20 protein-coding genes are annotated in these 18430 nt (G+C 61.6%); 10 read left to right on the top strand and 10 right to left on the bottom strand.

Annotation, left to right across the window (positions count from 1 at the left end; translation table 11 throughout):
- The first annotated feature begins 86 nt into the window (after positions 1 to 86).
- The 7 genes from BDB13_RS07650 (at position 87) to BDB13_RS07625 (ending at position 5953) form a co-directional block, all read left to right on the top strand.
- Positions 87 to 1193: an ABC transporter substrate-binding protein gene (locus BDB13_RS07650; RefSeq protein WP_094274756.1), complete on the top strand. Its 1107-nt coding sequence runs from the start codon at positions 87 to 89 to the stop codon at positions 1191 to 1193.
- Positions 1193 to 2080 (top strand): ABC transporter permease, encoded by an 888-nt coding sequence (locus BDB13_RS07645; protein ID WP_254922746.1) that lies wholly within the window; start codon positions 1193 to 1195, stop codon positions 2078 to 2080. The genes BDB13_RS07650 and BDB13_RS07645 overlap by 1 nt, the downstream gene beginning before the upstream one ends.
- The gene (locus tag BDB13_RS07640) at positions 2068 to 2802 is read left to right on the top strand and encodes an ABC transporter permease (protein ID WP_094271110.1); all 735 of its coding nucleotides are present in this window, start codon (positions 2068 to 2070) and stop codon (positions 2800 to 2802) included. Before BDB13_RS07645 ends, BDB13_RS07640 begins: the two co-directional genes overlap by 13 nt.
- Entirely contained in the window at positions 2799 to 2954 is a 156-nt protein-coding gene (locus BDB13_RS32060; protein WP_176459542.1) for a hypothetical protein, read from the top strand. The genes BDB13_RS07640 and BDB13_RS32060 overlap by 4 nt, the downstream gene beginning before the upstream one ends.
- Positions 2951 to 4018 carry an ABC transporter ATP-binding protein gene (locus BDB13_RS07635; protein ID WP_094271109.1) on the top strand — a complete coding sequence of 356 codons (1068 nt, stop codon included), beginning with the start codon at positions 2951 to 2953 and terminating at the stop codon, positions 4016 to 4018. The genes BDB13_RS32060 and BDB13_RS07635 overlap by 4 nt, the downstream gene beginning before the upstream one ends.
- Entirely contained in the window at positions 4015 to 4788 is a 774-nt protein-coding gene (locus tag BDB13_RS07630; RefSeq protein WP_094271108.1) for a GntR family transcriptional regulator, read from the top strand. The genes BDB13_RS07635 and BDB13_RS07630 overlap by 4 nt, the downstream gene beginning before the upstream one ends.
- Positions 4789 to 4879: 91 nt before the next feature.
- The gene (locus BDB13_RS07625) at positions 4880 to 5953 is read left to right on the top strand and encodes a MerR family transcriptional regulator (RefSeq protein WP_094271107.1); all 1074 of its coding nucleotides are present in this window, start codon (positions 4880 to 4882) and stop codon (positions 5951 to 5953) included.
- Between the two features lie 50 nt (positions 5954 to 6003).
- Here the strand turns inward: BDB13_RS07625 and BDB13_RS32570 are convergent, their stop codons facing one another.
- The 3 genes from BDB13_RS32570 to BDB13_RS07615 form a co-directional block, all read right to left on the bottom strand.
- A complete protein-coding gene (locus BDB13_RS32570) occupies positions 6004 to 6555 on the bottom strand; it encodes an HD domain-containing protein (RefSeq protein WP_217902120.1) in 552 nt (183 codons plus the stop codon).
- On the bottom strand, positions 6555 to 7682 hold the full coding sequence (tmpA, locus tag BDB13_RS07620) for a 2-trimethylaminoethylphosphonate dioxygenase (protein ID WP_217902119.1): 1128 nt from the start codon (positions 7680 to 7682) through the stop codon (positions 6555 to 6557). The genes BDB13_RS32570 and tmpA overlap by 1 nt, the downstream gene beginning before the upstream one ends.
- A 100-nt stretch (positions 7683 to 7782) precedes the next feature.
- Positions 7783 to 8586, bottom strand: coding sequence for an NAD(P)H-binding protein (locus tag BDB13_RS07615; RefSeq protein ID WP_094271106.1), 804 nt, complete (start codon positions 8584 to 8586; stop codon positions 7783 to 7785).
- Between the two features lie 82 nt (positions 8587 to 8668).
- Here BDB13_RS07615 and BDB13_RS07610 point away from each other — a divergent pair, with 82 nt between their 5' ends.
- From BDB13_RS07610 to BDB13_RS07600, 3 genes are all read left to right on the top strand, one after another.
- Entirely contained in the window at positions 8669 to 9082 is a 414-nt protein-coding gene (locus tag BDB13_RS07610; RefSeq protein WP_094271105.1) for a winged helix-turn-helix transcriptional regulator, read from the top strand.
- 87 nt (positions 9083 to 9169) lie between these two features.
- Positions 9170 to 9529, top strand: coding sequence for a PadR family transcriptional regulator (locus tag BDB13_RS07605; RefSeq protein ID WP_094274754.1), 360 nt, complete (start codon positions 9170 to 9172; stop codon positions 9527 to 9529).
- Positions 9526 to 10209 carry a hypothetical protein gene (locus BDB13_RS07600; protein WP_094271104.1) on the top strand — a complete coding sequence of 228 codons (684 nt, stop codon included), beginning with the start codon at positions 9526 to 9528 and terminating at the stop codon, positions 10207 to 10209. Before BDB13_RS07605 ends, BDB13_RS07600 begins: the two co-directional genes overlap by 4 nt.
- Positions 10210 to 10211: 2 nt before the next feature.
- On the opposite strand, the gene BDB13_RS07595 is transcribed toward BDB13_RS07600, so the two are convergent.
- The 7 genes from BDB13_RS07595 to BDB13_RS07565 form a co-directional block, all read right to left on the bottom strand.
- Complete coding sequence (locus BDB13_RS07595; RefSeq protein WP_094271103.1) at positions 10212 to 11129, bottom strand: diacylglycerol kinase; 918 nt, start codon at positions 11127 to 11129, stop codon at positions 10212 to 10214.
- On the bottom strand, positions 11126 to 12739 hold the full coding sequence (locus BDB13_RS07590) for an FAD-binding oxidoreductase (RefSeq protein WP_441347182.1): 1614 nt from the start codon (positions 12737 to 12739) through the stop codon (positions 11126 to 11128). The genes BDB13_RS07595 and BDB13_RS07590 overlap by 4 nt, the downstream gene beginning before the upstream one ends.
- A gap of 48 nt (positions 12740 to 12787) precedes the next feature.
- Positions 12788 to 13327, bottom strand: a complete 540-nt coding sequence (locus BDB13_RS07585; RefSeq protein ID WP_094271101.1) for a DinB family protein — start codon at positions 13325 to 13327, stop codon at positions 12788 to 12790.
- 144 nt (positions 13328 to 13471) lie between these two features.
- The gene (gene htpG / locus BDB13_RS07580; protein WP_094271100.1) at positions 13472 to 15427 is read right to left on the bottom strand and encodes a molecular chaperone HtpG; all 1956 of its coding nucleotides are present in this window, start codon (positions 15425 to 15427) and stop codon (positions 13472 to 13474) included.
- Positions 15428 to 15555: 128 nt separating this feature from the next.
- Positions 15556 to 16689, bottom strand: a complete 1134-nt coding sequence (locus BDB13_RS07575) for an acyl-CoA dehydrogenase family protein (RefSeq protein ID WP_094271099.1) — start codon at positions 16687 to 16689, stop codon at positions 15556 to 15558.
- A 9-nt stretch (positions 16690 to 16698) separates the two neighbouring features.
- Positions 16699 to 17871, bottom strand: coding sequence for an acyl-CoA dehydrogenase family protein (locus BDB13_RS07570; RefSeq protein WP_094271098.1), 1173 nt, complete (start codon positions 17869 to 17871; stop codon positions 16699 to 16701).
- A gap of 27 nt (positions 17872 to 17898) precedes the next feature.
- Positions 17899 to 18360, bottom strand: a complete 462-nt coding sequence (locus BDB13_RS07565) for a MaoC family dehydratase (RefSeq protein WP_094271097.1) — start codon at positions 18358 to 18360, stop codon at positions 17899 to 17901.
- Positions 18361 to 18430 lie beyond the last annotated feature (70 nt).

Below are 18430 nucleotides of genomic sequence, written 5' to 3'. Positions count from 1 at the left end.
TCTGTTTCGCTTGGCTGCCACATCGCAGCGAACTCGAACTCAGATTGGAATCCAACGTGCGCAAGGCAACGTTTCGAACAGCGGGAATGGCCCTTTTGGCAGGCACGCTGATCCTCGGTGGGACCGCCTGCACCAAGAAGGCTGATGCGAGTGCGTCGCCCGCTGCCACCGCCACGTCTGCTGCCGACCTCGGCGGGATGGACGCGCTGGTTGCTGCTGCGAAGGCGGAAGGATCACTGAATCTCATTGCACTGCCACGTGACTGGGCAGGGTACGGCGACTTGCTCGATAACTTCGGCGCCAAGTACGGCATCACTGTCACCGTCGACAACCCGGAGGCCAGTAGCGCCGACGCCGTCAATGCGATCAAGTCCCTCGAAGGGCAGAAGCGCGCACCGGACGCCGTTGACGTCGGCACCGCTTTCGCGATCAACGGAGCCAAGGAAGGCCTCTACGCGCCGTACCGGGTCGCGACGTGGGACGACATCCCCGAATCGCAGAAGTCGCCCGACGGTACGTGGTTCGCGGACTACGGCGGATACATCTCGATCGGCTGCGATGCCGCAAAGGTGACCGTCTGTCCGGCGTCGTTCGCCGACCTGGCCAAGCCCGAATACAAGGGCAAGGTCGCGCTGACCGGCGATCCGCTCAAGAGTAATTCGGCTCTGATGGCGGTATGGTCTGCGGCTTTGGCCAACGGAGGTTCACTCGACGACATCGCGCCGGGCATCGACTACTTCGGCGAGCTCAAGGCCAGCGGAAACTACGTCCCGGTGAAGGCAACAGCTGCCACGATCCAGTCCGGTGAGACACCCATCGTCGTCGACTGGGATTATCTGAATGCGGCTAAGACCAAGGATCTGGCAGCAGCCGGAGTCAACTGGACTGTCGCGGTTTCGAGTGACGCCACAATCGGTTCGTACTACGCGCAGGCGATCAGTGCCACGGCGCCTCACCCGGCCGCCGCACGTCTCTGGCAGGAATACCTCTACAGCGACGAAGGCCAGAACGGTTACCTCGCAGGCTATGCACGCCCGGCGCGACTGCCGGCCATGGAGGCCTCCGGCACTGTCGACGCTTCGCTCGCGGGCAACCTGCCGAAGGTTGACGTCAAGGCCGAATTCCCTACGGATGCAGAGGCAACCGCAGCGAAGAATACGTTGACGCAGACGTGGGCTAGTGCGGTCAAGTAGTGAAAACTGAATCTGTCACGCGGCGCCCCGTGCTGCGGTGGAGTTGGTTCGGGCTGGTGCCGTTCTTCGGCTACGTAGCCATCTTCTTCATCCTCCCCACCGCCGTCATCGCGTACTCCGCCTTCCGCGTCAGCGGTGAAGGGGGTGCCAGCGCATTCAGCGGCGCGAACATGACCACCGCACTCAGCGGCCCCTATTTGGATGCGCTGTGGAACAGCACGAAGATGTCGCTGGTGTCCGCGCTGATTGCCGCCGTCCTCGGAGTTGTGCTCGCGTACGCCGTGGCCACCAGTCGGGGCGGCATGCTGCCCCGACTGGTTTCCACCAGCGCGGCGGTTCTCGCAAACTTCGGCGGGCTGCCACTGGCCTTTCTCTTCGTCGCCGCGATCGGCAACGCCGGCGTGCTCACTTCCTTTGTGCAGCAACGCCTGGGACTGTCATTGCGTGATGACCTGGGACTGGACCTGTACTCGCAAAGTGGGGTCCAGTTTGTCTACCTGTATTTCTTGATCCCGCTGATGGTCCTCGTCATTACTCCCGCGCTGGAGGGTCTACGCCCCGAGTGGCGAGAAGCCTCCGACGGTCTGGGTGCACACGGCTGGCAGTACTGGCGCTACGTCGCCGGTCCAGCACTGCTACCTCACTTCCTCGGTAGCCTCGCGCTACTGTTCTGCACCTCGTTCTCGTCGTACGCGACGGCCGAGGCACTCACCAACGGCACCTTGGCGATCACCCCACTCCGAATCGACAGCGCACTGTCCGGGAATGTCCTTGCCGGACAAGAAAACCTGGGCGCAGCACTCGCCCTCTCGATGATTGTGGTGGTGGTCCCGTTGACCCTGCTCTACCAACTGATGCAGCGTAGGAGTTCACGATGGTTGCAGTAATGGACACACCGGCGACGACGAGCACAAAGACTCCTGCCCCAGCTCCGCAACGCCGTCGAGTCAGCCAGAACGAGCCTCCCGTGCGCTACTGGCGCGGCGGGGTGCTCGGACTTGCCGGCATCTACTTTCTCGGACCTGTCTTGGTTGCCCTGTGGTTCACCGTGGACGGTCTCGACGGTCTGAGCCTGGCGGCCTACACGCGCATCTTCTCCGCACCCGGATTCCTGGACTCGATGACCAGTTCCCTGCTACTCGGATTGATCGCGGTGGCAATAACTTTGGCCATCATGGTGCCGACGATGCTGCTGGTGCACCTTCGGTTGCCGCGGGCGCGCCCCTACTTCGAGGTGTTCTCGCTACTCCCGTTGGTCATTCCGCCGGTAGCCCTCGTCGTCGGCGTACGCGGAGTACTCGGCTGGGGCAACGGCAGTGAGTTCGTCGAGATCTCCACGTTCTTCACTGCACTGCAAGACAAATCACTGCCGCTGGTGCTTGCACTCATGTACGTCGTTATCGCCTTGCCCTTCACCTACCGCAGCCTCGACGCAGGCCTGCGGGGATCGAAGGTAACCGTCCTGGTGGAAGCCGCCCTGAATCTGGGTGCGCGATGGCCGACGGTGTTGTGGCGTGTTGTACTCCCGGCACTGCGTACATCGATACTCAACGGCGCCTTCCTCGCCTTCGCATTGGTGATGGGCGAGTACACAATTGCAAAATCTTGATCTTCCCAACATTCCCGGTCTGGCTCGCCCAATCCGGTGCCACCGACGGCCAACTGCAGGTCGCCCTGGCCCTACTCAGCCTGGTCTTCACCTGGGCACTGCTGCTGATCGTCGTAGCGATCGCCGGCCGCACACGAAAGGCACGACCATGACAAATCCACGCACCCTCCTCGCTACCGACGGCACGGCTGTCAGCTTCGTCGACGTACGACGCACTTTCGGTGCCGTCAACGCATTGGACGGCCTGAGCCTCGACCTCGCACCGGGAGAACTCGTTGCTCTTCTCGGGCCGTCTGGTTGCGGAAAGACCACCGCGCTAAGGATTCTCGCCGGTTTCGACCAGCCGGACGGCGGGCAGGTACTTGTCGACGGAGCCGACGCGTCCGCCCTACCCGCCAACCGACGTGACATGGGCATGGTCTTCCAGTCGTACAGCCTGTTCCCCACGATGAGCGCCCAGGACAACGTGGCTTTCGGTCTACGCCTGCGTGGCCGAAGCGAACGTGGACGCGGCCGGTTGGCCCGCGCCCGCGAACTTCTCGACCTGGTCGGGCTTGCCGACCACGTGGCCAAGTTCCCGCACCAACTCTCCGGCGGCCAGCAGCAACGGGTGGCTTTGGCTCGGGCACTGGCGATCTCGCCCCGCGTCCTCCTACTCGACGAACCGTTGTCGGCGCTCGACGCGAAGGTCCGCTACCAATTGCGTGAAGAGATCCGCCGGATCCAGCTCGACCTGGGCGTGACCACGCTCCTGGTCACCCATGACCAGGAAGAGGCTCTCGCCATCGCAGACCGGGTCGCCGTGATGCGCGCCGGCAGGCTCGAACAGTGCGCGCCGCCCAACGAGGTGTATCAGCGTCCGGCGACGCCGTTCGTTGCAGAATTTGTCGGGACCATGAACCACATTCCGGCAGTGGCCGTGGATCGCGGCACCGTCCAGGTCGGCGAGCAGATCCTGGACTGCGACGGCGAATGGCCCGGTGCCGGCGCTGTAACCGTGCTCGCTCGTCCCGAAGCGGTACTGGTACACGAGGCTCACGATGGCGACACGATCGTTTCTACCGCAACCTTTTACGGCGCCTCGACGCGGCTGCGACTGACCCGGCCGGATGGCGCAGTGCTGCTCGCCGACGTCGCCAGCCATCGCGGCGGGGTGCTGACGCCCGGTACCCGCGTGCACGTGTCCCTGCTCGACCGACCGGTGTTGCTGGCATGAGCGGGTCAATCGAAACAGCTGCCGGACTACCGCTCTATCGGTCGATTGCCGGGGACATCCAGACCGCGATCGAGCGTGGGGACTTCGCCGACGGATCGACAATGCCGTCGGAGAACGAACTGACGGTGAGGTACAGCGTCTCCCGCGGGACTATCCGTCAGGCTTTCGCCTTCTTGCGCTCCACGGGTGTCGTGTCCTCGCGGCGAGGTGCGCGACGGCAAATCCGAAGTGGCCCACGGGTGCAGCCGATGACCGAACTGGTCAGCTTCTCACTCTGGGCACGCAGCCTCGGCGAGATTCCGAGTAGCCGGACGCTGAGCATCGGAGTGGTGCCGGCGTCCGGAATAGTTGCGCACAAGCTGGGGGTTACCGAGGGCAACAACGTTTTTCACACCGAACGCGTGAGGCTTCTGAGCGACGTGCCGACGATGTTGGAGAGCACCTACTACCCGGAGTCTCTTGCGCCGTTGATCGCCGCCATCGACCTCGACACTCAGTCGATCACCGATCGCCTGGCCGATCACGGCATCGTGTTCGCTGAAGCAGAGCATGCAATCGACGCGGTCGCAGCGACGCCCGAGGAAGCCGAATTGCTCGGCCTTGCACCGGGATCACCGCTGCTGCGCACGATCCGACGGACAACAAATCCGGTGGGAGACGTCCTCGAGTGTTCCATCGACCTGTACGCCGGCGAATCCGTCGCGTTTGTGGTCCGCAACTCGCTGGCCGCTGGGGCGACCAGCCGAGTCAGTTCCAGGATCGAGAACTAAATACCAGTCTTGGCCGTTCGCCGCTGCCGAGTCTTTCAACATCACGGCACGAGTTGACCTTCAAGTTGGATGAAGGGCAACAATCGAGTCCATGGACGGAACCACGGAACTCATGAGCATCAGCGCCTTCGCGCGACGGGTAGGTCTCGCGCCGAGCGCCTTGCGCTTCTACGACGACTGCCGTGTCCTGCAGCCGGCGTGGGTTGACGGCGCGACGGGATACCGCTTCTACAGTCCCGCGCAGGAGGCCCGTGCCGCTCTCCTGCGCAGTCTGCGAGATGCGGGAGTGCCGCTAGCTGAGGTTGCCGTCGTGCTCGACGGGACCGAACGCGAGGGTCGAGAGGTACTGGAGCGGCACTTGGAGAAGATGCGGGACCAGACGCAGACGGCCAAGACTGCCGTCGCGGTGGCTCTGCGTTCCCTCGCGCCTGCCGGCAGCATGACCGAAGCGCGAATCGGCGGAGTGGAGTTGGCCAGCGCTGTCCGCCAGGTGGTGTCGGCCGCAGCCTCTGACCTGGAACACCCGGCGCTTGGCTGTGTGCTCATTGAGATCGATGACGGCGAGGTTCGCCTGGTGGCTACCGATCGCTATCGCCTCTCGATGCGTGTCCTGAGGTCGGCGGCACTCGACGGAGAGCCCTGCCGTCTGCTGGTGCACGCGACTGACCTGATCGAGTTCGGGCAATGGGCGGCACGAGTCCACCAGGTCACTATCCAGGCCGGACCGGACGGGACCCGGGCACGCAGTTCGTCAGAGTCCCGAGTCCTGCCGACGGTCGATGACCAGTTCCCGGCCTACCGCGACATGCTCTCAGCGCTGGCCCCGCCCGAATACCGCGTGATCGTGGATCGCCTGGCCTTCCGCGACGCGGTCAACAGCCACGGCAACGCTCCCTTCATCGCGCTGAGCTTCGCCGGCGACGAGGTGACCATCTCACTTCCCGATCACTCCAACGCCGCCGCCCTGCCCGGAATCTGCCATCAAGACCTGCCCCAGCGGATCGGCTTCGACCCTGCCGTCCTGGCTCCCGCTCTGGAGGCCAGCGTCGGGCCCGACGTCCTGCTGGAGATCTCCGCAGTGGACCGACCTGTCGTGGTGCGTTCCGCAGACCAGGGCAGCTTCACCACCCTGGTCATGCCGGTCGCCCTCAACACCTCCAGCTGACGGTCCCTCAACACCGGGCATTGCCATTCACCAACTGAACGCCATGGACGCTAAAGCGTCCGGTCCAGCGCCTCGATATCCGCCCGGAAGTCGGCGAGGGTCACGACAGATGCGTCGGGATCCTTGCCGAGATCGTCGAACCTTCGCAGCTGGCACGCAGCCTCGGAGTAGGGCTCGGCTGCGAATGCCGCAATCTCGCCGGCGTTCATCGAACCGCCCTGCACCGCCATGGTGAATTTCGAAGCGTCGGAGAGCTTGTCGTAGTACGCGGGCTCGGTGGCACACAGATAGCGTTTGGCCGCGACATGCAACCGCACGGGCTCGGTGACCTCGGGCGCGAACCACGTGGACAGCCACTCTGCAGCGACATCGTCGTGATGGTTGTCGTTGCCCGACATGAGGTCTCGTCCGCTGATCGCACCGGAGAAGTGGCCGACGTCGTGCAGCACTGCCGCCACTACGAGCGCGGTGGGAGCGCCGGCTTCCCGAGCCGCTCGTCCGGTCTGGAGCATGTGCTGCGCCATGGACACCCGCTCGCCGAGGTACTCCTGCCCACCCTCGCCGTCGAACATCAGGGTCAGAGCATCGTAGGCGTTGGTCATCAGTTCTCCTCGTGAATGTGCAGGGCGCTCAGCAGTCCGTCCAGGTCTGCGTACGTTCCCTGGAGGTGGCGGCCACCGGTCGCCGCAAAAGCGGTGCGCGCGTGGAGCAGTCGCGTATTGTCGAAGATCAGGCAATCGCCGGCGTCGAGTTGGAAGTTGAGCTGAGCATCGGGGGCGTACAGCAACTCGGCGAAAGTGCGGTAGGCGTTGTAGAACTCGCGAGAAACATCGGGTTCCAGACGCGGCGCCACCATCGACCGATTGTTGAATCGAATTTCGCAGATCCGGCCGGAATGATCGAGCGTGATCATCGGAGCCACCGTACTCAGATGGGCGTCGGCACTGTCGAAGCGGAAGGTCACCGGGGTACTGGTGAGGATGTCGAATGCACGAGGATCCTTCTCGCGCAACGTCGCCGCGGCAGCGAAACCGTCGACAAGTCCGGATTCGCCGCCGACGGTCGAGTTGTGGATGCAGTGGAGCAACTGGAGAGTGGGCACCGGATCCCGGTACGGGTTGTCGGTATGCGGGCTGATCGCAAGACCTGTGAAGGCGAGGTTGACGGGGTTCTCCTCGACGCGGACGTCGAAGATGGTTCCGTAGTTTGTCTTTCGGACAAATCCGAAGGTCTCGGCAACGGCGACCACCTGCCCCAACTCTGTCGGGACGCCCGTCAGCAGTGCGAAACCTTCATCGACGACGGCGCGTAGCGCGGGCGCCGGATCTGCGAGGTAGTCAGACCAGGCACTCCACTGCAGGGGAGATACTTCTGAAGCTTTGCGCCACAACCGCTTTGCTGACTCACTTCTCGCATCCGCCAAACGAGGAGGTGCGTCGGCCGCGATCAGATCCTCGACATCGAATACGCCGCGGTGCCCGTCCGGAGAGAACTCGACCTCGACGTTCCGGCCCACGATCCGAACCCGCTCGACCTGGGTGTCCGCGGGCAGATCGACGATGTTGAACAACTTCTGGCCATTGCCGACACCTCGGCTTTCCGGGCAGGGACAACTGTCGCGCAACCAGATTGCTGCGATATCGACCTGGGTGTCCCCCACCCTCAAGTGCAGGTCTCCGTCTACGACCAATGCGGAAACGCTTAGATTTTCACCAACGTGGCTGTACATGTTGGACATGGTGCACGGCTATCGCCACCAGCCGACAAAGCTGCGGTGAACGTCGGGTGTCCGGCGCGTGCCTATTCGAGGCAGCGTTCACAACGCGCGATTACCGACCTACCGCCGCAGCGACAGTCAGGATATTGCGCGGTTCATGCGGCAAAAGTTTCTCCAGGTCAGTCTGAGTACCACCGAAGAACCCGGCTGCCACCGCCGAGAAGACTGACATGAGCATCGGCGGTTGGAACGGCAGAAGTCCCCCGGCGTCGAGGCTCGCCCGAGTGGCCGAAAGCGAACCGGGCTCATAGACCGCCCCGATCTCCTTCGCCAGATCTGCAGCCGTGATCGCCTGTGCGCCTGCGAGTTCGTACACCGTGTTCCGGTGCAGCGACGGATTCGACGCCACCGCTGCCGCAACGTCGGCCAGATCTTCTCGAGCGACTGCGGCCAATGCGCCATCACCAAAAGGTGCGCTGATTACCCCGTCAGCCGGTATTGCCAACAGCCCGAACAACTCTGCGTACAGCCCATTGCGCAGGATCGTCCATGACAGTGTGCTCGCGTGAAGTCTGCGTTCGGTCCAGCGATGAGCCAGCGCAAAGGCAAGGTGGTCGCCGGCGCCGGTCAGGCTTGTGTAAATGACATGTCCGACACCGTATTTTTCTGCGGCGGAAATGACCCTGTCGTGGCGTGCGATGACGACGTCGTCCTCGGCGTAGCCCGCGGAGATGAGAACCAACGTCTCCACTCCGGTGAGGTCCAGGCTAGTTTCGTCGTCAAAGTCCATCGCTCGTCCGAGTGCACCGAAACGTGCGGGTTCGCGGGTCCCCGCCAATGGATCAAGTCCCAGATCTACAAGTCGAGAATGGATGAGCGAGCCGAGTTGTCCGGAAGCGCCGGTAACAAGAAGCATGTAATAGGCCGTTCTGCTGGTTCTGATGAGTAACTAGACTCATCGTCGGTAACCACGGCAGATCGCACAAGGAGGCACTTTGATGTCACTAGGGCACACGGAAGTAACCGCGCTGGTCGAGCCGTGCGGACTGCCCGAACACCCGGACTGCGGAATCCGAGACGTACTCGACCGCATCGGCGACAAGTGGTCGGTACTGGCTATCGTCGAACTCGCCTCGGGACCACGTAGATTCCGTGTACTCCAGCGCGCGATCCATGGCATCTCTCAGCGCATGTTGACGCTCACCCTGCGAAGGCTCGAGCGGGACGGCCTAGTTCTACGCACGGCGTATCCCACCGTGCCGGTATCCGTGACATATGAGTTGACCGACCGCGGCGAAAGTCTGACCCATCTCGTGAAGCAATTGGCCGACTGGTCATTGGCGAACAAAGATGCCATCGCCGTGTCCCGTCATCAATGGGACACAGCGCATCCGGATTCCGGCATCAGCTGAAACCTGGTCAACACGACCCATGAGCAGGTGGGCGGCAACCACGGCAGTCCCTTGCTCAGCAAGCTACCTACTGCTACCTTGCTGAGCATGAGTGTTGTGGAACGGCGAAGCCTCGTACTTCGAGGCGTCTTGGACCTGTGCCTGCTGGCACTGCTGCGAGATCGACCGGTGTACGGGTATGAACTCACCCAACGACTCGCCGAGCAGGACTTGCTCGTCTCGGGCGGTTCCACGTATCCCCTGCTTGCACGGCTCGAGAAGGCGGGCCTCGTCGTAACGGAGATGCGCCCGTCGTCGTCAGGACCTCCACGAAAGTACTACTCGCTCAGCAATGCCGGCGCCGAAGCACTCGAGGGCGGCACTACTGAATGGCTCGCCGTCTCGACCAGCGTCACCGCACTTCTGCAGTCTTCCGCCAAAGCCGAACTCAGAACGGACACGCCATGAATGCCGCAATCGCCGCACGCAACAACAGCATCGAACGCTACGAAGTCATCCGTCAGGCCAACCGCCTCTGGCGACGTGCCGGCGTCCGCGGCACCGATCGGAAACTGCTACTCGCCGAGCTCGAGACCGAACTGAGCGGTGCAGCTCAAGACGGCCACAGCTTGACGGCCGTGCTGGGCGAAGATAGCGCCGAGATGCTCCAATCCTGGGCAGATGAGCGTGGAATGTCCGGTCGCGCAGTACGATTGGGCCTGATAGTTCCTGCAGCACTCGGCGGAATCGTAGCCGGGCTCGCAGTCATCATTGTTGCGCTCGTGGATGGGTTCACCGGCTCCTCGAACTTCGACCCAGGTTCATTCATCTTGCCGCTGTACGCAACTGCCGGCCTGCTGGGCTACCTGTGCGCCCTGTTGGCAGTGTCAACAGTCCTCCGCACCTTCGGAGATCCGCGTGCATCGTCAACTACACATTGGCTCGCGGCTCTACTCCCAGTTGGGGCAGCACTCAGCGGCTCCGTTGGATTCGTCATCGCCTGGTCGAGAAACTTCAGTACGTCTCCGAAAGTCTTTCTGGCCGTGATCGGAGTGGTTGTGGTCGGACTCGCGCTGACGGTTACGCTCTCGCGATACCTCGCCGTTCGAGCGCCGCGCGAGACCGAGTCCGAGTCCGACCACAACTGAGCTCACACCGGTACGGCAGTCAAGATCCTCAATGCCGCCGGAACTGCTTCGATCGTGACAGGCAGCGGACCGACCCGATCACCGTCGGCGTACGCGATGATGCCGTCGGATTCGAGCCGAAGCTTCTTCGATCGGTAGGTCTGCACGGCATCGAGGTCGATGTGAGTTCCCTTGTATACCTTGGGGAACAACCTCATCAGACGCAGCCTGGAGGTGTGCGTGACCACAGTGACATCGAGTAGACCGTCAGACTTGGATGCGCCGGGGGTGATGAGCATGCCGCCGCCGTACGACCGCCCGTTACCGACTGCGACAAGAGTGGCGTCGACGGTGACAACCTCGTCGTCGAGTTCGATTCGATACTTCAGCGGACGCAACTTGGCCAGTTCCGCCACCATGGCCAAGTTGTACCGCATCGGTCCCTTTGGCCAGGACATCTGGTTGGCCCGTTCGGTGACAATCGAGTCGAAGCCGCTGGCGATGATCGTTCCCGACCACACGATGCTTCCGTCGCCCAAGGTGATCTTCGCGAGATCGGATTGCTGAACGATCCCATCGGCGATAACGTCGGCCGCCGCCTCCGGATTGCCTGTGGGAATACCGAATTCACGGGCATGGTCGTTGCCCGTACCGGCCGGAATGAGTCCGATCGGGGTATCGGTCAACGCTGCCGCCTGCAATCCGATGCTGATGGCACCGTCACCGCCGACTACGACCAGGGCGTCGGTACCCTCTGCGATCGCACGCTTCGCGAGCTTCTTGGCGTCGTCGGCATCGGTGCCGATAATCTCGGTGACGGCAATTCCGCGAGAACGCAGTTGCGCAACACCTTTACGACCAGCTTCGGGCGCATGCCCATGTCCCGCCATCGGATTGATGAGGACGGTAACCTTCTCGATCTGACAGCGGGTTTCGGTCATGGAATGAGCTTCCCAGGGTTGAGGATTCCGGCAGGGTCAACTGCATTCTTTACTGCACGAAGAATATTCGCGCCCAATTCGCCGATTTCGTCTTTCATCCACGGGCGATGGTCCGCGCCGACGGCATGGTGGTGGGTAATCGTGCCACCGGCAGCGATGATGGCGTCACCGGCAGCGGTCTTCGCCTTCTTCCACTGTTCGAGGGGATCGGCAGTCTGAGCGCAGACAACTGTGAAGTACAGCGACGCACCGGTCTTGTAGGTGTGCGAAATATGGCACATCACGAGCGGCTGAGTTCCCTGCTCGACCAATGCCGTTGTCACGGCCGCGGTAACAGCCGAGCGCAGATTCGCGAGGTTTCCCCAGGTCGTCGCAGTTTCAAATGTTTCACACAACGCACCGGCGTCGAGTAGTGCATCGCGCAGATACGGCGCGTTGAATCGTCCGTGTTCCCAACTGTTTCCGGGCTCTTCACCGAGTGAGGTGCCGCCCTGCGCCGTCAGGATTGCGCGGGCCTCTGCCATTCGCTCAGCCGTGTGCGACGCCGTACCTTCGTAGGTAGTAATGCCGAGACATCCACCGGTGAAAGCACTTTCACCGATTTTTTCGGTAGTCGCCAGGTTGACGCCACTCTCCGCCTCGTCGGACAACCTCAATACCGTCGGCGCCGAACCTTCCTGGACCAACTCACGCAATGCTGCGGCGCCGGTAGCGAAGTCGGGGAAACTCCAGCCTTCGCGAACTGTCGTCTCAGGCAACGCGTGAACTCGAACACGCACGTGCGTGATAACGCCGAATGTTCCCTCGGAACCGACAAACAATTCCCCGAGATCCGGGCCGGCTGCCGATGCCGGTGCCCGGCCCGTTTCGAGCACACCACTCGGTGTGACGATAGTGAGGCCCTGAACCATGTCCTCGAAGCGTCCGTACCCGGCCGAGGCCTGTCCGGAAGAACGAGTCGCGGCAAATCCGCCGAGTGTCGCGAAAAGGAAACTCTGCGGGAAATGACCCACCGAGAATCCGTGTTCGCGGAGCAGTTCCTCAGCGCGGGGACCGGTTGTGCCGCCGCCGAACGTCGCGATGCCGGACTCTTCGTCCAGGTCGGTCAGCTCATCGAACCGGCGCAGATCCAACGAAAGCACCGCGTCGAATCCGTCGCGGATGGGATCGAGCCCACCGACAACGCTGGTACCCCCACCGAAGGGAACGACGGCGATGGCGTTGGCCGAGCAGTACCGAAGAATCTGCTCGACCTCGGCATCGGTTCCCGGGGTGACCACCGCGTCGGGAGCCTCCTGCGGCTCCGTACTGCGTCGGCGGAGCAGATCCGGAGTGCTCTTGCCGCCCGCTCGCAAGATCCGCGAGACGTCGTCGACCCTGACGAAGTCCGCACCGACAATCTCGACGAGTGCATCGACATGCCCTTGCGCGAGCGCGGACGGCACCACCAGGACGTCGTCGAGGCTCTTCCGTGGTTCCGTCGGGGCTGAGACACCCAGGAACTGCGTCAGGAGAGACTGAACGGCCTCCGACAGTGAGCGTTTCTTGGACGCGTCGCCCCAGGCGTCCCACTGCATCGGAGGCTGAAGCGAAGATTTTTCAGTGCTCATGCCTACAAGTGTTACACATTTAGTCAATGTGTAACGGAATTTCGGACATTAACCCATTGTCTTGGAACCGTCGATCGCTTCGCGCAGCATGTCTGCATGACCCGCATGCTGCGCAGTTTCGGCGATGATGTGCAAAATCGCACGGCGCGCCGACCACTTCGCACCCGGCTCGAACCACGGCGCACTCGGCAGCGGGTGCGCGATATCGAGACTTTCCAATGACTCCACCAGGTCGTCGGTACGGGCGGCGATTCGCTCGTAGTCGGCCACGATGGATTCCAATGTGTCGTCTCCGACCATCGCGAACCCGTTCGCACGCTCTTTCTGCATCTCTTCCGACCACAGGGACGGATCAAAATCTCCGCCCAATCCGGCCGGCCCTTCCACTATGAATTTGGCCCATCCTCGCTCTGACTCCCCCACATGCTTGATCAATCCGCCGAGGCACAGTTCGCTCACAGTCGGATGCGACGCAGCCTGTTCGTCGGTGAGGCTCTTGACGGTAAACAAAAGGAATTCGCGATGCTGACGCAAACTCTGAAGAAGGTCTGCGCGCTCGCCCGTGACGGTCCTGATCGGTGCGTTCATCGTGATGTCCTTTTCCTGGCGGTTCTTGCTCGTAGGAACAACGTTAGAAGCTAATGCGGACAGAAACGGTCCTCATTAGAAACTTCGCATAAAAAACTCCCGGTATCGCGTGGATACCGGGAGTTTGTCGAGCTCAAACAAGGATCAGACTGTGCGAGCCAAACGATCAGCAAGCAGACGCGTGAAGTGAGCGGGATCGCTCAACTCGCCCCCCTCGGCAAGCAATGCCATTCCATACAGCAATTGAGCTGTCTCGGTGAGGTTCTCGGCACTACCTTCCGCCGCCTGGGCGGCGCGCAGACCCGTCACGAGCGGATGAGACGGGTTGAGTTCGAGGATCCGCTTGCTGTGCGGAACCGGCTGGCCCGATGCCCGGTACATCTTCTCGAGCGTCGGCGACATGCTGAACGCGTCACCCACGATGCAGGCAGCCGACGTGGTGAGGCGCGTCGACAACCGCGTTTCCTTGATGTCGTCAGAGAGGGTTTCGGTCAGCCACGTCAGCAGTGCACCGAATTCCTTTTCCTTCTCTTCACGCTCGGCCTCGGCCGCCTTCTTCTCGTCTTCGGTGTCGAGGTCGACCTCACCCTTGGCAATCGACTGGAAGGTCTTGCCGTCGAAGTCGGAAACCGCGTCGACCCACATCTCGTCGACGGGATCGGTGAGAACGAGAACCTCGAGGCCCTTGGCCTTGAAAGCCTCCATGTGCGGGGAGCTTTCGATGAGGTGGCGAGATTCGCCGGTCATGAAGTAGATCTGTTCCTGACCGTCCTTCATCCGCTCGACGTACTCGGCGAGAGTGGTGACGCCCTCTTCGCTGTTGGTGGAGGCAAAGGAAGAGATGTCGAGCAACGTCTTACGGTTGTCGGCATCGGCCATCAGACCTTCCTTGAGTGCACGCCCGAACTCGGACCAGAAGGTCGAGTACTTCTCGGGCGCGTTCGCCTTCATGTCCTTGATCGTCGAGAGGACCTTCTTGGTCAGACGGCGACGGATGGCCGCGATCTGACGGTCCTGCTGCAGAATCTCACGAGAGACGTTGAGCGAGAGGTCTTGTGCGTCGACGACACCCTTCACGAAGCGCAGGTAATCGGGCACCAACTCTTCACAGTCATCCATGATGAAGACACGCTTGACGTACAGGTGAATACCCGCATTGCGCTCACGCATGAAAAGATCGAACGGCGCCGTCGACGGGATGAACAGCAGCGCTTGATATTCGAATGTGCCTTCCGCCTTCATCGGGATAACCTCGAGAGGCTCGTCCCAAGCGTGGCTGACGTGACGATAGAACTCCTTGTACTCTTCCTCGGACACCTCGTCCTTGGAGCGAGTCCACAGAGCCTTCATCGAGTTGATCGTCTCGGTGACAATCGTGACAACGGGCTCCGCGCCCTCCGACGTAACCTCAGGCTCTTCACCCTCGGCCGGCGTCGACGTGCGCACGACATCCATGCGGATAGGCCACGCGATGAAGTCGGAGTACTTCTTGACCAGTTCCTTGATCTTCCATTCCGACGTGTAGTCGTGCAGGCCGTTCTCGGAATCCTCGGGCATCAGGTGGAGCGTCACGGAGCTACCCTGCGGCGCCTCGTTGACATGCTCGAGCGTGTACGTGCCCGCGCCGGTGGACTCCCAGCGCGTTGCGTGGTCTTCGCCGGCGCGACGGGTCAGCAGTGTGACCTTCTCGGCAACCATGAAGGTGGAGTAGAAGCCGATACCGAACTGACCGATCAGCTCCTCGGATGCCGCGGCGTCCTTGGCTTCCTTGAGTTTACGACGCACCTCGGCGGTACCGGACTTGGCGAGCGTGCCGATCAGGTCGATGACCTCGTCACGCGACATGCCAATTCCGTTGTCGCGGATAGTGAGAGTGCGTGCTTCCTTGTCGATGTCGACCTCGATGTGGAGGTCGGAGACGTCAACGTTGAGGTCCTTGTCGTGGTATGACTCGAGACGGAGTTTGTCCAGCGCGTCCGAAGCGTTGGAGATCAGCTCACGAAGGAAACTGTCCTTGTTCGTATAGATTGAATGAACCATCAGATCCAGCAGCTGACGTGTTTCTGCTTGGAACTCGAGCTGCTCGGTATGCGCGGTCACTTCGATCCCTTTCTCTTCTCGGACTGGTCACCGGCATTTTACGCCACCTCACAAACCACGAATCTGACCCTCCGGATACGAGGGAAGGCCACGCAGAAAACTGCGTGGCCTTCTCCGGGGAATTCGTGCTACTCGCCGACGTTGACCATCGAGTAGTTCGAAACATTGCCGGCAAGCACACGCAGGTGATCGTCTGACGCACCCAATGTGTGTTCGATAGCAACCAGCCGCGAGACATAATGTCCGACTGGATATTCGGCCGTCATGCCGATTCCACCGTGCATCTGAATGGCTTCCTGACCGATCTGATGCGCTGCGCGCCCGACAGCCAGTTTTGCCCGCGACGCAACAACGGGATCGATCACACCGTCCGCGATAGACATCGTGGCGTACAGGCTCATGCTGGTCGCAAGTTCGAGCGTCACGTACATATCCGCGGCGCGATGCGTCAGCGCCTGGAACTTCGAGAGCGGAACACCGAACTGCTTACGCTGCTTCAGGTATTCCGTTGTCAAACGCAATGCCTCCGTCATGATGCCGATTGCTTCGGCGCACAAAGCTGCCTGCGCCCGCACTTCTGCCTCGACTATCGCTGCGGTGGCGTCGCCGCCCTCACCGAGCGGCTCTGCGACAGCATCGGTGAATGCGAACTGCGCGCCGCGTCGGCCGTCATGTGTGGTGTACGTGGTGCGTGAAACACCGGCGCCCTCGGTATCCACCAGGAAGAGTCCGGTGCCACCGTCAGGCAGAGTCGCGCTCACGATTACGACATCGGCACTGTCACCCTGCAGGACAGGGTTTTTGACGCCGTTGATTGTCCATCCTGCTGTGGACGCCGTTGCCGTGGTCGTCACAGCCGTAACAGGCCAGCGCGTACCGGGTTCTGCGTGAGCGAAGGCAGCCAGTGCAGTTCCCTCACTGAGCAATGGCAGGTAGCGCGACCGTTGGTCAGCGGAACCGACTGCGGCAATAACACCGCCCGGCGTCAGAACGCCGCCCAGATACGGCTCCGGAGCGAGTGTACGGCCGAGTTCGGTCATCACGACCATGGTCTCGACCGGACCGGCCCCCATGCCGCCGTCAGCTTCGGCGAACGGCAGACCGAGCAGACCCAACTCCGCCAACTGTTTCCACACATCGGCACTCCACCCTGCCTCGGTGGCCGACACAGCGTTGCGCTTCTCGGCGTCGTAACTGCGACTGAGCAGCTCACGTGTGGTGTCGCGCAGCATCGTCTGTTCGTCGTTGAGTTCGAAATCCATGTCAGATACTCACAATCCGAGAATCGAGGAGGCAATGATGGAGCGCTGCACCTCACTTGATCCGCTGTAGATGGAAACCTTCCGGTAGTTCAGGTAGCGCGGTACCGACTGCTGCGCCCACTCGGGCGAGCTGATGTCGGCAGCGTCCACCGGCAGTGAATCCGGTCCGGCAACATCGGCCAGCAGTTCGGTTGCGGCCTGCTGCAGTTCGGAGCCTCGGAGCTTGAGCAGCGACGACGCCGGATTCGGTTTGCCGTCTGCTGAACTCGCGACGACGCGAAGTTGTGTCAGATCCAGGGCCAGGAGTTCATTTTCCAACTCCACGACTCGGGCCGCGAACAACGGATCCTCGAGCAGGGTTCCGGCTCCGACGCGGACTTCACTAGCCTTCTCTTTTGCTTTGGCGACAAGGGTTTTGGAGTATCCGACGCGGGCAACTCCGGTGCGCTCGTTTCCGAGAAGGAACTTGCCGTAGTCCCAACCCTTGTTCTCCTCACCGACAAGATTCTCGGCCGGAACGCGCACATTGTCGAAGAACACCTCGTTGACCTCGACGCTACCGTCGATCAACTTGATGGGGCGAACGGTAATACCGGGGGTTGCCAGGTCGATCAGCAGGAAAGAAATTCCGGCCTGACGCTTCGCTGCACCCGAGTCCGTGCGGACGAGGCAGAAGATCCAATCAGCGTGCTGGGCCAGGGTTGTCCACGTCTTCTGTCCGTTGACGATGTAGTCGTCACCGTCACGAACAGCGGTTGTTTTCAGCGACGCCAGGTCGGAACCCGATTCGGGCTCCGAAAACCCTTGACACCACCAGATATCCAAGTTGGCCGTCGCGGGAAGGAACTTCTCCTTCTGTTCCTGCGAACCGAAAGCTGCGATAACCGGGCCGACCATACTCACGTTGAACGGCAGCGGGTTGGGCACTGATGCCAACTGCATTTCGTCGGTATAGATGTGGCGCTGAACCGGAGTCCAGTCCTTTCCGCCCCACTCGACGGGCCAATGCGGAACCGCAAGTCCGTGGGCGTTGAGGACCTTCTGGCTCGCGACAAGATCTTCGCGACTCAGTTTTCCGAAACCTCCTGCACGCTCACGGAGTTCGGCCGAAATTTCAGTGGTGAAGAAGGTTCGCAGCTCGTCGCGGAACGCTGCTTCCTCGCTGGTGAGTTCAAGATTCACAGAAGACAACTTTCTTGTACAGGAGAGTCAGAAGAAGATTCGTGTCACTGTTATCGCCACAACAGCAGGCTTGTCCGAGCCTTCGATCTCCACAGTGTTGGTGACCTGGCTCTGCAGCGAACCGTTGGGCAATTCTTCGACCGAAGTCAGGACGACGGTGTTGCGAACCCTGGAACCCACCGGGACGGGACTGGGGAATCGCACTTTGTCGGAACCGTAGTTGACCAGGAGTTTCGGACCTTTGATCCGGTACACGCTCTTGGAGAGGACCGGGATGAGCGAGAGGGTCAGGTAGCCGTGCGCAATCGGTCCGCCGAAAGGAGATTCGCGCTTCGCTCGTTCGTCGTCAACGTGAATCCACTGATGATCACCGGTCGCGTCGGCAAACTGGTGCACCATCTCGCGCGTGATCTCGAGCCACTCACTTGTCCCCAGCGTCTCACCGACCGCGCCCAGAAGATCACTCTTGCTCTCGAATACACGTGCCATCGAATTCTCCGTCTTTTCCGAACGCTGTTAGGTATGTCCGATCATAAACTCACAGTGTAAGGTTGTCCAG

This window comes from Rhodococcus sp. OK302 (genome assembly GCF_002245895.1).
GTDB lineage: Bacteria > Actinomycetota > Actinomycetes > Mycobacteriales > Mycobacteriaceae > Rhodococcus_F.
This window is presented reverse-complemented; position numbering and strand designations above follow the sequence as displayed.

Bases quoted from the DNA above. Each gene is read 5' to 3' on its own strand.
- BDB13_RS07600 (WP_094271104.1), top strand. From the start codon at position 9,526: ATGAATGCCGCAATCGCCGCACGCAACAACAGCATCGAACGCTACGAA.
- BDB13_RS07615 (WP_094271106.1), bottom strand. From the start codon at position 8,586: ATGCTTCTTGTTACCGGCGCTTCCGGACAACTCGGCTCGCTCATCCAT.
- tmpA (WP_217902119.1), bottom strand. From the start codon at position 7,682: ATGTACAGCCACGTTGGTGAAAATCTAAGCGTTTCCGCATTGGTCGTA.
- BDB13_RS07585 (WP_094271101.1), bottom strand. From the start codon at position 13,327: ATGAACGCACCGATCAGGACCGTCACGGGCGAGCGCGCAGACCTTCTT.
- BDB13_RS07625 (WP_094271107.1), top strand. From the start codon at position 4,880: ATGGACGGAACCACGGAACTCATGAGCATCAGCGCCTTCGCGCGACGG.
- BDB13_RS07610 (WP_094271105.1), top strand. From the start codon at position 8,669: ATGTCACTAGGGCACACGGAAGTAACCGCGCTGGTCGAGCCGTGCGGA.
- BDB13_RS07605 (WP_094274754.1), top strand. From the start codon at position 9,170: ATGAGTGTTGTGGAACGGCGAAGCCTCGTACTTCGAGGCGTCTTGGAC.
- BDB13_RS07640 (WP_094271110.1), top strand. From the start codon at position 2,068: ATGGTTGCAGTAATGGACACACCGGCGACGACGAGCACAAAGACTCCT.
- BDB13_RS07650 (WP_094274756.1), top strand. From the start codon at position 87: ATGGCCCTTTTGGCAGGCACGCTGATCCTCGGTGGGACCGCCTGCACC.
- BDB13_RS32570 (WP_217902120.1), bottom strand. From the start codon at position 6,555: ATGACCAACGCCTACGATGCTCTGACCCTGATGTTCGACGGCGAGGGT.
- BDB13_RS07590 (WP_441347182.1), bottom strand. From the start codon at position 12,739: ATGAGCACTGAAAAATCTTCGCTTCAGCCTCCGATGCAGTGGGACGCC.
- BDB13_RS07565 (WP_094271097.1), bottom strand. From the start codon at position 18,360: ATGGCACGTGTATTCGAGAGCAAGAGTGATCTTCTGGGCGCGGTCGGT.
- BDB13_RS07630 (WP_094271108.1), top strand. From the start codon at position 4,015: ATGAGCGGGTCAATCGAAACAGCTGCCGGACTACCGCTCTATCGGTCG.
- BDB13_RS07595 (WP_094271103.1), bottom strand. From the start codon at position 11,129: ATGACCGAAACCCGCTGTCAGATCGAGAAGGTTACCGTCCTCATCAAT.
- BDB13_RS07635 (WP_094271109.1), top strand. From the start codon at position 2,951: ATGACAAATCCACGCACCCTCCTCGCTACCGACGGCACGGCTGTCAGC.
- BDB13_RS07575 (WP_094271099.1), bottom strand. From the start codon at position 16,689: ATGGATTTCGAACTCAACGACGAACAGACGATGCTGCGCGACACCACA.